Source organism: Pseudochrobactrum sp. sp1633, from assembly GCF_030376605.1.
GTDB lineage: Bacteria > Pseudomonadota > Alphaproteobacteria > Rhizobiales > Rhizobiaceae > Pseudochrobactrum.
Genome location: NZ_JARRAE010000011.1, coordinates 43178 through 56007, shown reverse-complemented (window position 1 = coordinate 56007; position 12830 = coordinate 43178). Strand labels below are relative to the sequence as shown.

The window sequence follows — 12830 nt, the reverse complement described above, 5'->3', positions numbered from 1 at the left end:
CTTATTTAATTTTTAAGCTGGCAGCGGCTGCTTCAAGCCGTTGCAAAATAGTTTTGAGATGGATGCGGATTTTGTCGGCCTTTGCCTCGTCATAGGCAAAAGGCACGGCTTCTGTTGCCAGATGTGTCGATTGCGCGAGTTCCATCTGAATGGCGTGCACACCGGTTTCCGGCTGGCCGTAATGGCGCGTTGTCCAGCCGCCTTTGAAACGGCCGTTGAGAATGGACGTGTAACCTTCTGCCTTGCTGGCCACATCAAAGACTGCTGCTTCAATGGCCGGCGCACAGGTCTTGCCATTATCCGTTCCGATATTGAAATCCGGCAATGTGCCTTCAAACAAAAACGGAATATGGGAACGGATCGAGTGGCAGTCATAGAGAATGGCCACGCCGTGAATGGCCTTCACACGCTCGATTTCAGCCGCCAGTGCTTCATGATAGGGTTTGTGAAAACGGCTGATACGATCAGCAATATCGGCTTGCATAGGTTGCTCACCGTCTTTCCAGATCCCCAGACCATCAAAATCCGTTTCCGGTAATAGTGTCGTTGTGTTCTGCCCCGGATAGAGGCTTACACCCGCCGGATCACGATTGGCATCAATGCAATAGCGGTGGAAGGTGGCGCGTACGGTCGTCACATTATCCAGCAACCCGTCATAGAGCTTGTGAATATGCCAGTCCGTATCAGCAAGAATCTGGCCATTCTCATTGAGGCGCGTCCAGATATCTTCCGGCACATCTGTGCCGGTATGGGGCAGGCCGAGGATGACCGGCGAGGTTCCCTGATGAACTTCAAATGCGCTCATTTAGGCCTCCAAGACTGGTAAAATACCGATGCTAACCACCGCATTCAGCGAGCCGTCAGCCACGATTTCCGCAGCGGCAGCCAGATCATCAGCCATATAGCGGTCAACCTCGAGCGTCGGCACTTTGGTGCGCAGCACGGCGATTGCCGCTTTCAGTTCAGGGCTGGTTTCCAGCGGGCCACGCAGTTCCACACCGAGGGCACCGGTCAGGGCTTCAATGCCGATAATGGCATTGAGATTGTCGGTCATTTGCAGCAGACGGCGGGCGCCGTGGCAGGCCATCGACACATGATCTTCCTGATTGGCAGAAGTCGGGGTTGAATCGACCGAGGCCGGATGGGACATTTGCTTGTTTTCCGACATTAGGGCGGCGGAAGTGACTTCGGCAATCATCAGGCCGGAATTGAGCCCCGGCTTTTTCGCCAGAAACGCAGGCAGGCCGAAGGAGAGGGCAGGGTCAACCAGCAGTGCAATACGGCGCTGGGCAATGGCACCGATTTCACAAATTGCCAGTGCAATCTGGTCGGCTGCAAAAGCCACCGGTTCAGCGTGGAAGTTGCCACCGGAGACCACTGTATTATCGGAGAGTACCAGTGGATTATCGGTGACCGCATTGGCTTCAATTTCAAGCGTAACCGCGACCTGACGCAGCAGATCAAGACAGGCACCATCGACCTGTGGCTGGCAGCGGATGCAATACGGGTCCTGCACGCGCTGATCGCCTTCCAGATGGCTGTCACGGATAATCGAGCCTTCGAGCAATTTGCGCAGAGCCGCACCGGTGTCAATCTGGCCTTTATGACCGCGCAATGTGTGTATGTCTGCGTGGAATGGTGCGGTGGAGCCCATGGCAGCATCGGTCGACAGAGCGCCGGTAATCAGAGCTGCCTGCAAGGCTGTATGGGCGCGGAATAATCCGGCCAGTGCAAGAGCGGTGGAGGTCTGCGTGCCGTTGATCAGTGCCAGACCTTCTTTGGCGGCCAGAACAACTGGTGTCAGACCAGCTTTACTCAGTGCGGCAGCGGCAGAAATCCGTGCACCCTGATAAAAAACCTCACCTTCGCCGATCATGGCCGCAGCCATATGTGCCAGCGGTGCCAGATCGCCGGACGCACCGACCGAGCCTTTTTCCGGAATGACCGGAATGACGCCTTTTTCAAGCATGGCTTCAATCAGCGCAATGATTTCAGGGCGCACACCGGAGGCACCGCGACCAAGTGAAATCAGTTTGAGCGACATGATGAGACGCACAATATTTTCAGCCAGAGGTGCGCCGACGCCGCAGCAATGCGACAGGATCAGATTGCGCTGGAGTGTTGCCACATCTTCCGGTGCAATACGAATGGAAGCCAGTTTGCCGAAGCCGGTATTGATGCCATAGACCGGCGCATCACCGGCGGCGATTTCCGCAATGCGGGCGGCGGATTTGGCAATGCCCGCATGGAAAGACGGATCAAGACGGGCAACTGTGCCATTGCGATAGATATCTTCAAGTGTGGCGAGTGATACAGAACCTGGTTTCAGAATAATGCTCATGGCGGGTACTTTCTTCAAAGCGCATTCATCACATGCGCAGATATTCGAATCTTTTAGTTGCCGCGGAAAACCCGCTTCCAGAGCGGGTTAAAGCCGATGCGATAGACAAGCTCTGCAGGGCGCTGCACATCCCAGATCGCCAGATCGGCATATTTACCGGTCTCGATTGTGCCGGTTTCAGGCAGAATGCCGAGCGCACGGGCGGCCTCACGGGTCACGCCGGCAATGCATTCATCGACGGTGAGGCGGAACAGGGTTGCGCCCATATTCATGGTCAAAAGCAGGGAGGTAAGGGGGGATGTGCCCGGATTATTATCGGTCGCCAGCGCCATTTTTGTGCCCGCCTGACGGAAGGCTTCAACCGGCGGTTTTTGCGTTTCGCGGATGAAATAATAGGCACCGGGCAACAGCACAGCGACGGTACCGGCCTTGGCCATCGCCTGCGCACCTTGCGCGTCGGTATATTCCACATGGTCGGCGGACAGGGCATGATAGGAGGCCGCTAATTTGGCACCATGCAGGTTAGACAGCTGATCGGCATGGAGTTTGACCGGCAGGTTATGCGCCTTTGCAGCATCAAAAACGCGGGCGATTTCATCCGGCAGAAAGGCGATCCCTTCACAGAAACCATCAACCGCATCGGCAAGGCCTTCTGTCGCAATGGCAGGCAGCATCTCATTGATAACAATGTCAATATAGGCTGCTTTGTCGCCGTTCATTTCCGGCGGCAGCGCATGGGCGCCGAGGAAAGTGGTGCGGATCGCAACATCACGCTCCTGTGCCAGACGTCTGGCTGCTTTCAGCGATTTGATTTCATTTTCCGTATCGAGACCGTAACCGGATTTAACTTCGACGGTTGTTACGCCTTCGGCAATCAGGGCATCGAGACGTGGCAGGCTCTCGCGTACCAGATCATCTTCGCTGGCTGCACGCAGCGCCTTTACGGAAGACACAATGCCGCCGCCCGCTTTAGCCACTTCCTCATAGGAAGCGCCTTCGAGGCGCAGCTCAAATTCATGGGCGCGGTTGCCCGCGTGAATCAGATGCGTATGGCAGTCGATCAGACCTGGGGTAATCAACCGGTTTTCGCAGTCGGTTGCCGGATAATCCGTATAGAGCGCTGGCATTTCGGATTGCGGGCCGACATAGGCGATTCTGCCCTGTTCCACCACGATTGCCGCATCCTCAATCAGGCCGAGACCGTCGGCGTCTTCACGCAGCGTCGCAACACGCGCATGGGTGAAAATATGGCCTTTGTCGTTCAGCGTATCTTTTGTCATGAATGTTTTCCCGCTTCCCCTCTCCGACTATAATGTATATACATATTAAAAAATGGCAAAGGAAATTTTTAGCCGGATATTTCAGGAGGAGAGAACCGTGCTTCAGCAAAAACATGTCATCCATGCGCAACAGGTTTTATTGGAAAGCGGCTGGGCTGAGAATGTCCGCCTGACGGTTGAAGCCGGAACAATCACGGCGATTGAAAGCGGAGCAAACGCACAATCCGGCGATGAGCGCCATGAGGTCATCATTGCGGGGATGCCAAATCTGCACAGTCATGCGTTCCAATATGGCATGGCGGGACTGGCAGAAAAGCGCGGTCCTTCAGCCGATAGTTTCTGGAGCTGGCGCGATGTGATGTATCGTTTTGCCCTGACCATGTCGCCGGAGCAGGCGGAAGCTGTGGCACTACGTCTCTATGTGGATATGCTGGAAAATGGCTACACCCGCGTTGGCGAGTTTCACTATTTGCATCATGACCGCGACGGTGCGTCTTACGCCGATATTGCGGAGATGAGCAAACGCATTGCCAGCGCTGCTAACACGAGCGGTATCGGGCTGACCTTGCTGCCGGTTTTCTACGCTCACTCCACATTTGGCGGTGCAGCTCCCAATGAAGGACAACGCCGCTTTATCAATAGCATAGACCAATATCAGCTCTTGCTGGATGGTTGCAGCACTGCACTGAAAAATATGGACGGCGCGGTGCTGGGTGTTGCGCCGCATAGCCTGCGCGCTGTGACGCCGGATGAGCTAAAAATCGTCACGCAGATATTGCCGGAAACGCCGGTACATATTCATGTGGCCGAGCAGATCAAAGAAGTTGAAGATTGCATTGCATGGTCTGGCAAACGACCTGTTGAGTGGCTGCTGGACAATGCCGGTTTGAGCGATCGTTGGTGCCTGATCCACGCCACCCATATGACGGATGATGAGACAACGCGTATGGCGCAGGCCGGTGCGATTGCCGGTCTTTGTCCGGTAACAGAGGCCAATCTTGGTGACGGCACGTTCAATGCTGGTATTTTCACACAAGCCGGTGGCAAATTTGGCGTGGGCTCGGACTCCAATGTGCTGATTGGTTTGGGGGATGAGTTGCGTCAGCTTGAATATTCGCAGCGCCTGCAACACCGCGCCCGCAATGTGATGGCAGTGGCAGAAGGCTCAACCGGTCGTGCTCTGTTTGACGGCGCGCTCGAAGGCGGCAATATCGCTATGGGCGTGCGCGGGCAGGGGCTTAAAACCGGTTCATCAGCAGATTTTGTAGCACTGGATGTCAGCCGAATTCCCCATGCAAAAGGCGATATGGTGCTGGATGGTATGATCTTTGCCAACCGCGCCAAACCGGCGCATGTTTGGGTGCGCGGTGTAAAACAGGTTGAAAACGGCCGTCATCACCTGCATGAACAGGCAGAGGCCGGTTTCCGCAAAGTTTTAAACGAACTTCTCGATAGCTAAGCTGGCACACATTGAAGAAAAGCGGGCAAAACTGAGTATGCAGGATATTTCATCCGGAGACAGTGAACAGGCTTCATCCCTGCATCAGCGGATTCTGGATGATATTGAGAGCCGCATTCTCTCCGGCGAGTGGCAGCCCGGTTATCGTATTCCTTTTGAACACGAACTGACCGAGCAATATTCCTGTTCGCGTATGACGGTGAATAAAGCGCTGACGCAACTGGCCAAGGCCGGAATGATTGAGCGGAAGCGCCGTTCCGGCAGTTTTGTATCCAAGCCGCAATCGCAGGCGGCAATCTTGGAAATTCACGATATCCGCGATGAGGTGGAGCAATTAGGCCTGCCTTATCGCTATGAGCTGCAAAAATCCGTTAATCGTAAAAGCACAGCAACTGACGGCAAAAAGCTTGATATCGAGCGTAATACGCCGCTGATAGAGCTAACCTGCCGCCATTATGCCGGCAAACGGGTTTTTGCACTGGAAGAGCGTATCATTAATCTGCTGGCGGTGCCGGATGCTGCACAAACAGATTTTTCCAAGCAATCGCCCAGCCCGTGGCTGGTGGCTTATGTGCCGTGGAGCAATGCGCAGCATGCGATCCGCGCCGTTGCAGCGGATGAAAATGTGGCGGCGATTCTTGGTATTCCGGCAGGCGCGGCTTGTCTGGTTATTGAGCGTCAGACATGGAATGCCGGACAGGCGGTGACCCATGTGCGGCTCACTTATAGCGGTGACAGCCACGCGCTTATTGCCCGTTTTGCACCATCACAAGGGTAGATACTGAGGTTTAAACGTGACTTTCGGCTGCCTCAGCCATTATTATTTAGAGTTATAAATTATCAAAAAATAAAATATGAATATTGCATCAAGATATCTTGACATATTTTCATTTTACCAGAATTATCCACTTTAGCGGATAATTTTCCACTAAATCAAATTTACACCTGAAGGGAAGCGGGCGTAAATATTACCTTGATTGGTGGAAGCGAAAACTCTGCGCCTGATATAAAAAACAAATATCTTCAGGGGAACATAATGAGGAAGACTCTTCTGGTTAACCGCCGGTCAGCATTGAAGCTGGTTGCGGCAGGTGCGGCTGCATTGTCGTCACCATATATCATCAGACCGCGTCCGGCTTGGGCTGAAAACGGCGTTCTGAATGTTACAACTTATGACAAGTTTCTGCCGCAGGACTTTCTGGACAAGTTCCAGAAGGAGACCGGCATTGAAGTACGCGTTCGTCTGACAGACGATCAGGGCAAGCAATATAACCTGCTGACTGCCGAGGGCGCTAATCCTTCAACCGATATCGTAACGGTTGCGGGTCATCGCTACAGTCAGTTCATCCAGTCCAAGCTGATTTCTGCAATTGATACAGATAAAATCGGCAACTGGAAAAATCTCAATTCGGTTTATCAGGATGCCAAATGGGCGCGCGTTGATGGCAAGCTCTGGGGTCTGCCAATTTTGGCCGGCTATGAGGGGCTCGCGCGCAATACAGATTACGTCAAGGAAGCCGACAGTCTGGAGATCATGTTTGATCCGGAATATAAGGGGCAGACCTCTTATATCGTCAGCGACTTCCTGACACTGGCCATGCAGTATCTTGGCTATGACGGTGACTTTGTCAGCTATACGGATAATCGTGAGCTTGCACAAAAAGCCACCAATGAAGCCCGCGATCTCCTGATTAAGAACAAGGATATGGTGCGTAAATATTACGACGCCGGTTCCGAAGTGCAGCAGATGTTTATCAATGAAGATATTTATCTGGCGCATTCCTGGTCAGGTCCGGTTGCCAAGCTGATTATGGAAGGTCATCCAATTCAGCTTTCTGCGCCGAAAGAAGGCACATTCGGCTTCGTTTACACGCTGAATATCGTCAATAATGCCCCTAATCAGGAAAATGCCTATAAGCTGCTCAGTGCAGTTCTGGCAGATCCGGAAGTCGGTGCTTCGATGACACGTCAGTCCGGCTACAGCTCCACAATCAATGGTGTTGCTGATCTGCTGAACGACCGTGAAAAAATGGCAGCAACCTTGCCGCAGAACCAGCTTGAGCGGGTAATTTTCTTTAGCTCCGTCAACCGCGATATGAAAAACGAACTGGTTGACCGTGCGACTGCAGAGGTCAAGGCCGCCTGACGGTTCTTCGTTCTGAATGAATGTTTGCGCCTGATCCGGCGCAAACATTTCCCCCACAAAATGACTGTCTGATGAAACAGCACGACATGCGTCGCAGGGCTGAACAGGAAAGCTATATGTCTGACACCTCTATCAGGGATGATGTTGGTATAAGCCAAAAAGCGGAGATTCCGCGCTATTCAACACGGATAGCAAAAATCATGAATTCCGGCTTATATCAGAAAACATTGGGAGCCGCAGTCAGCACACGCTATGGCCGTGTGATCCTGCTGGCAGGTTTTCCTCTGCTCTGGCTCGTGTTTCTGCATGTCGGGCCGATTTATCAGATGCTGAAAATCAGCCTGATGTCGCAATATCCGGTACCTGCCGGCAGTGAGCCGCAATTTACACTGGATAATTATGCGATCTTCTTTCAGGAGTCGATTTACTTCACACCCCTGATCCGCAGCTTCTTCTTCTCGCTGTTTGCAACTGTGGCCACGCTGATTGTGGTTTATCCGGTTGCCTATTATGTAGCTAAAATCGTGCGTCCGGAAGGCCGCTCCAAAGCTTTGCTTTTGCTGCTCGTACCGTTCTGGGCAGGCGAGCTGATCCGCACATTCTCGGTGATTATGCTGCTGGCAAATCGCGGTGCGCTCAATGTTTTTCTGCGGGAAATCGGATTGATCGACCGGCCTATTCAAATGCTGTACGGCCCGTTTTCCCTGACATTCGGCCTCATCTATCTCGTTTGTCTTTATATGCTACTGCCGCTTTATTCCGCGATTGAGAAAATCCCGTCGTCATACCTCGATGCCGCTGCCGATCTTGGTGCAGGCCCGTGGACACGTTTCCGCAGAATTATTCTGCCTTTGTCTAAGGAAGGCATTATTTCGGGATGCTCTCTGGTCTTTCTCACGACAGTCGGCGTTTTCGCCACACCAATGCTGCTTGGCGGTCCCGGCACAGTTATGTTCCCTGAAACCATCAGCGGCTTCTTCCACGGTGCCAGCAATAAATGGCCGGTGGGCGCAGCTTTTGCCATCATCATGCTTGTAAGCGCTTTAACTGCCGCCGGAATTTTCATGCGCCTTGTCGGCGGACGCAAACGGAGGGCAATCTGATGCGAAATCTGTTTCATGATGCACCGCGCACCGCTTTGACTGCCGCTTACTGGGCATTTGTCATCTATCTTCTGCTGCCGCTGATGCTGATGATGGCTATGAGCTTTAAAGACGCCAATTTCATTGCCTTTCCGATCAGCGAATGGACGTTCGACTGGTATGCCAAGGTGATGCAGGACAAGCAGTTTCTGGAAGCGATTATCTATTCCATTCTGATTGCTGCGGCGACCACGCTGGCGGCCACCACGATCGGCACATGGGTTGCCATGCTGATCGTGGCGGAAGGCATCAAAGGTCAGGCGATTATTTTCGCGCTTGCCTGTTTGCCCGCCGTGGTGCCGGGGATGATCTCTGCGATTTCAATGCGCATTTTCATCTCGGCCATTGATATGCCGACCGGCACTGCCGCCATTATTCTGGGACACACCGTTCACGCCGTGCCTTTTGTGGTGGTGATGGTGCTGACAAGACTGCGCACAATGCCGAGCAATCTGGTGGATGCGGCGCGTGATCTCGGTGCTGATAGTGTCGTGGCCTTTTTCCGGGTGACACTGCCTTATCTCTGGCCTGCGATCATGGGCGGGATGATCTTCTGCACCCTGCTGTCGATTGATGACTTTGTGCGCACCTTCTTTCTGGGCGGCTATCAACCGACGCTCCCGATGCTGATTTTTGCCAAAGTGCAGGGCGGCATGTCTCCTGAAATCAACGCAATGGCAACACTTGTCCTGCTGGCGACCGCAGCAATCGGACTCTATGCCGAATATAAAACCCGCCGTTCGAGGACACGCTAATGGAACCGATCGTTAAATTTGAAAATGTTACAAAAAACTATGGTTCTTTTGTTGCGGTGGAAGAGCTCAACCTGACCATTGAAGCAGGCAAGTTCATCACATTGCTCGGGCCTTCCGGTTGCGGTAAGTCCACCACTTTGCGCATGCTCGGCGGATTTGAAACACCGAGTTCCGGCCGCATCATCATCGCGGGCAAGGATGTGACAAAGCTGCCGCCCAATAAGCGCGATGTGAATATTGTGTTTCAGGATTATGCTTTGTTTCCGCATATGTCTGTTGCCAAAAATATTGCTTTCGGTCTGGAGCTCAAAGGCCACGACAAGCACTTTATTCACAAGCGTGTCACTGAATTGCTGGAGCTGGTTCAGCTGCAGGATTATGCGCATCGCCTGCCGTCAGAACTTTCCGGCGGTCAGCGTCAGCGTGTTGCTCTGATGCGTGCTTTGGCACCGGATCCGCAGGTGCTGTTGCTGGATGAGCCGCTCTCGGCACTGGATGCAAAACTGCGTCAGCAAATGCAGATTGAGCTGAAATCCATTCAGGAAAAGACCGGTAAGACTTTTGTTTTTGTTACGCATGATCAGGAAGAGGCACTCACAATGTCTGACCAGATCATTGTGATGAATAAAGGCCGGATTGAACAGATGGGCGATCCGCATACGCTGTATCGCGCGCCGAAAAGCGTTTTTGTTGCCAACTTCATTGGTGAAACCAATCTGCTGCGCAGTCAGGTTTCCGGCGTTGAAAACGATATGCTGAAGCTGAATTGGAATGACAATATTCTGACGGCTCCGCGCGGTACTGTCAGCGCTTCAACCAAAGACGGCTATTTCATTGCTTTGCGTCCTGAAGCGATCCGCTGCACTGAAACCGCACCGGAAAGCCAGAACCGTTTGAAAGGGCGCATTCGCCAGCTGGTGTTTAAAGGCAATCATACGTCTGTCTTTGTTGAGGTCGACGGCGGCACAGTCATCAATGCGCTCAGCCATCCGGCAGACATCAACTCTTCCGTGGGGGATGATATCTGGGTCAGCTGGAAGCCGGAAAGCGCAACGGTATTACCCGTATCAAACTGATGTCACGCACTCCGTTATCTGAAAAAACCGGATGGAAATGAGTTATGCAATATAACGTGCAGGCACCGCTTAACGTTGCCGCTTCCACTCTTGAAGAACTGGAACATCGTGTCCGCGATGATCTGGCCTGTCTTTGCTATCCTCCTGCAAACTGGGTGGAAACAACTGATGGTGCAGAAAAAGTGCATGATGTCGTGATTATCGGCGGCGGCATGTGCGGGCTTGTCGCGGGATTTTCGCTACAGGCGGGCGGTATCCGCAATATTCGCATTCTTGATCGCAGTCCTGAAGGTTTTGAAGGGCCGTGGCTGACCTATGCGCGAATGGAAACACTGCGCTCGCCAAAACAGCTGACAGGGCCTGCCTATGGTATCGCCTCGCTGACGTTTCGCTCGTGGTATGTAGCGCAGTTCGGCAATGACGCATGGGCTGAAATGGATAAAATTCCGCGGCCGATGTGGATGGATTATCTGCGTTGGTATCGGAAAGTTCTGTCGCTGCCGGTTGAGAATAATGTTGAGGTGAAGTCCATCTTGCCGGAAGGGGCGCTGATGCGCCTGACACTGGCAGGCAGCAGTGCCAAAGAAGAGACAATCCTGACCCGCAAGATTGTTATGGCAACCGGCCGTGACGGTATGGGACATCCGAATATTCCGGATTTTGCTGCGGGGCTGAACCGGAAATTCTGGGCGCATTCTTCTGATGCGATTGATTTTCAGGCGCTGCGTTCCAAACGTGTGGTTGTGATCGGCGTTGGTGCCTCTGCGGTGGACAATGCCGCGGAAGCGCTGGAGGTTGGCGCCAAAGAGGTACGTCATCTCATCCGCCGCAAGGAAATGCCGCAGATCAATAAGCTGATGGGCATTGGTTCTTTTGGCTTTACGGCAGCTTTTTCCAAGCTGGATGATGCCCGCCGCTGGCAGATCATGAATTATTCACTACGCACACAGACCCCCGCGCCGCGTGGTTCAACCCTGCGTGTCAGCCGTCATGACAATGCGTATTTTCATTTTAATGCCGGTATTAAAACGGTGCAGCAGAGCGGTGATGAACTCGTCATCACAACGCAGGACGGCAGCAGGCTGATTACGGATTTTATGATCCTCGGCACCGGTTTTACTGTCGATCCGCTGGCGCGCAAAGAGCTTGAAGCCTATGCGGATAAAATTCTGCTCTGGCGTGATTGCTACACGCCTCCGGCCGGTGAAGACAATACAGAGCTTGGCAATCATCCTTATCTTTCCGCTGACTTCTCTTTCCGCGAGAAAGAGGTGGGCACAGCGCCCTGGCTGGCGAATATCTACAGTTTCAATGCCGGTGCGGCGGCCAGTCTGGGCAAGCTGAGCGGCGATATTCCGGGCATCAGCGAGGGCGCAGCTATTCTCGCCCGTGAGATTGCAGCCAGACTTTATCAGGAAAATTTTGCACAGCACTGGCAGGCCTTGCAGGATTACAGCACGCCGGAATTGCAGGGCGATGAGTGGACAGCTTCGCCTTTGCCGGATGCAGAGCAGGCATGGTCTCAACAGGCCGAGGAGGTATAATGACTGAAACTGCGGATATTCTTATCAGTGCCGCCGGTATAGGGGCATCCGATCCTTTGCGTGATGTGCTGGCAGGCCGTGCAGATATTATGGCGCTGACACAGCAAACCCATGACAGCGCTTTAATGCCTGCTGATGCGGGTGGGCTGTCCCGTGCGGAGCGTGCTGCCATTGCAGTGCGTGTTGCCAAACATAATCAGGACGAAGCACTGACACAGCATTTCACGACTTTGCTGGAACAGGCGGACAATGCTGCAGACGCGGCTCTGATCGCTGATCTGAGTTTCAGCGGCGGCGAGGATGCGCGTTTGCAGGCTCTGATCCGGCACACGGATATTGTGACGCGTTCCCCCAAAGATGCCACGGGTGCGGATATTGAGAAGTTGCGTCAGGCCGGTGTGAACGACGCTGATATTGTAAGGCTTTCGGAGCTTCTGGCTTTTGTCAGCTATCAGATCCGTGTGGCTGCCGGTTTGCGTTTGATGCGAGGTTTACATGGGTAAGACCATTCATGAATTCACGACAACAGTGCCGGTCTGGAAGCCTTATGTGACGCCGGTTGTGCTGGCTGACGCAACACCGGAGCAGCTGGATGCGCTGAAGGTTACGCCGTCCAATACCAAGGTTTCTGACTATCTTCTGGTGCTGGCGCATGATGCTGAAACGTTGAAGCACCGGTCACCGCTGTTTAACGGCGTGATGTATAATCGCGGTGGCATGTCCCGTGCGGAGCGGGAAATCGGCGCGGTGGGAGCTTCGGTTGTAAACCAATGTATCTATTGCGCAGCGGTGCATGCAAGCCGCTATAATCAGCTGGCTAAGGAAGAGGATACCATTGCCGCCATTTTTAAGGATGGTGTGAATGCGGAGATTGAACCGCGGCTGAAAGCTATTTTCAATTTTGCTGTCCGCTTGTCTGCCTGCCCGCCGCAGGCTGATGCAAGTGATATGCAGGCTTTGACCGATGCGGGGCTGGATCAGAATGAAATCCTCGATCTTATTCTGTCTGCATCGCTTTTCGGCTGGGCAAACAGGCTGATGCATACATTGGGAGAGCCGGTAGAAGAATAGGTCTGCGGCATAGTTT

General features: G+C 53.2%; 12 protein-coding genes. 9 read left to right on the top strand and 3 right to left on the bottom strand.

Going from position 1 to position 12830, the window contains the following annotated elements:
- Window position 1: 1 nt before the first annotated feature.
- The 3 genes from hutG to hutI are packed head-to-tail and all read right to left on the bottom strand — an operon-like array spanning window position 2 to window position 3621.
- Window positions 2-805, bottom strand: coding sequence for an N-formylglutamate deformylase (hutG, locus tag P8H26_RS13090; protein WP_289633503.1), 804 nt, complete (start codon window positions 803-805; stop codon window positions 2-4).
- Window positions 806-2341 carry a histidine ammonia-lyase gene (gene hutH, locus P8H26_RS13085; RefSeq protein WP_289633571.1) on the bottom strand — a complete coding sequence of 512 codons (1536 nt, stop codon included), beginning with the start codon at window positions 2339-2341 and terminating at the stop codon, window positions 806-808.
- A 53-nt stretch (window positions 2342-2394) separates the two neighbouring features.
- On the bottom strand, window positions 2395-3621 hold the full coding sequence (gene hutI, locus P8H26_RS13080; RefSeq protein ID WP_289633502.1) for an imidazolonepropionase: 1227 nt from the start codon (window positions 3619-3621) through the stop codon (window positions 2395-2397).
- Window positions 3622-3718: 97 nt separating this feature from the next.
- Between hutI and P8H26_RS13075 the strand changes: the two genes are divergently transcribed.
- The 9 genes from P8H26_RS13075 to P8H26_RS13035 all read left to right on the top strand — a co-directional run bounded on the left by P8H26_RS13075 (window position 3719) and on the right by P8H26_RS13035 (window position 12814).
- On the top strand, window positions 3719-5080 hold the full coding sequence (locus P8H26_RS13075) for a formimidoylglutamate deiminase (RefSeq protein WP_289633501.1): 1362 nt from the start codon (window positions 3719-3721) through the stop codon (window positions 5078-5080).
- 37 nt (window positions 5081-5117) lie between these two features.
- Window positions 5118-5858 (top strand): histidine utilization repressor, encoded by a 741-nt coding sequence (gene hutC / locus P8H26_RS13070; protein WP_289633499.1) that lies wholly within the window; start codon window positions 5118-5120, stop codon window positions 5856-5858.
- 258 nt (window positions 5859-6116) lie between these two features.
- Window positions 6117-7226 carry an extracellular solute-binding protein gene (locus P8H26_RS13065; RefSeq protein WP_289633498.1) on the top strand — a complete coding sequence of 370 codons (1110 nt, stop codon included), beginning with the start codon at window positions 6117-6119 and terminating at the stop codon, window positions 7224-7226.
- A 116-nt stretch (window positions 7227-7342) separates the two neighbouring features.
- Complete coding sequence (locus P8H26_RS13060) at window positions 7343-8329, top strand: ABC transporter permease (protein ID WP_289633497.1); 987 nt, start codon at window positions 7343-7345, stop codon at window positions 8327-8329.
- Entirely contained in the window at window positions 8329-9123 is a 795-nt protein-coding gene (locus P8H26_RS13055; RefSeq protein ID WP_289633495.1) for an ABC transporter permease, read from the top strand. Before P8H26_RS13060 ends, P8H26_RS13055 begins: the two co-directional genes overlap by 1 nt.
- The gene (locus P8H26_RS13050) at window positions 9123-10199 is read left to right on the top strand and encodes an ABC transporter ATP-binding protein (protein ID WP_289633494.1); all 1077 of its coding nucleotides are present in this window, start codon (window positions 9123-9125) and stop codon (window positions 10197-10199) included. Before P8H26_RS13055 ends, P8H26_RS13050 begins: the two co-directional genes overlap by 1 nt.
- A 44-nt stretch (window positions 10200-10243) precedes the next feature.
- On the top strand, window positions 10244-11743 hold the full coding sequence (locus tag P8H26_RS13045) for an NAD(P)-binding domain-containing protein (protein WP_289633493.1): 1500 nt from the start codon (window positions 10244-10246) through the stop codon (window positions 11741-11743).
- A complete protein-coding gene (locus tag P8H26_RS13040) occupies window positions 11743-12246 on the top strand; it encodes a CMD domain-containing protein (protein ID WP_289633491.1) in 504 nt (167 codons plus the stop codon). The genes P8H26_RS13045 and P8H26_RS13040 overlap by 1 nt, the downstream gene beginning before the upstream one ends.
- The gene (locus P8H26_RS13035) at window positions 12239-12814 is read left to right on the top strand and encodes a peroxidase-related enzyme (protein ID WP_289633490.1); all 576 of its coding nucleotides are present in this window, start codon (window positions 12239-12241) and stop codon (window positions 12812-12814) included. The genes P8H26_RS13040 and P8H26_RS13035 overlap by 8 nt, the downstream gene beginning before the upstream one ends.
- Window positions 12815-12830: the final 16 nt, after the last annotated feature.

What these genes read in the sequence shown, in the direction of transcription:
- hutG (WP_289633503.1), bottom strand. Translation starts at nt 805, where the DNA reads ATGAGCGCATTTGAAGTTCATCAGGGAACCTCGCCGGTCATCCTCGGC.
- hutH (WP_289633571.1), bottom strand. Translation starts at nt 2,341, where the DNA reads ATGAGCATTATTCTGAAACCAGGTTCTGTATCACTCGCCACACTTGAA.
- hutI (WP_289633502.1), bottom strand. Translation starts at nt 3,621, where the DNA reads ATGACAAAAGATACGCTGAACGACAAAGGCCATATTTTCACCCATGCG.
- hutC (WP_289633499.1), top strand. Translation starts at nt 5,118, where the DNA reads ATGCAGGATATTTCATCCGGAGACAGTGAACAGGCTTCATCCCTGCAT.
- P8H26_RS13065 (WP_289633498.1), top strand. Translation starts at nt 6,117, where the DNA reads ATGAGGAAGACTCTTCTGGTTAACCGCCGGTCAGCATTGAAGCTGGTT.
- P8H26_RS13060 (WP_289633497.1), top strand. Translation starts at nt 7,343, where the DNA reads ATGTCTGACACCTCTATCAGGGATGATGTTGGTATAAGCCAAAAAGCG.
- P8H26_RS13055 (WP_289633495.1), top strand. Translation starts at nt 8,329, where the DNA reads ATGCGAAATCTGTTTCATGATGCACCGCGCACCGCTTTGACTGCCGCT.
- P8H26_RS13050 (WP_289633494.1), top strand. Translation starts at nt 9,123, where the DNA reads ATGGAACCGATCGTTAAATTTGAAAATGTTACAAAAAACTATGGTTCT.
- P8H26_RS13045 (WP_289633493.1), top strand. Translation starts at nt 10,244, where the DNA reads ATGCAATATAACGTGCAGGCACCGCTTAACGTTGCCGCTTCCACTCTT.
- P8H26_RS13040 (WP_289633491.1), top strand. Translation starts at nt 11,743, where the DNA reads ATGACTGAAACTGCGGATATTCTTATCAGTGCCGCCGGTATAGGGGCA.
- P8H26_RS13035 (WP_289633490.1), top strand. Translation starts at nt 12,239, where the DNA reads ATGGGTAAGACCATTCATGAATTCACGACAACAGTGCCGGTCTGGAAG.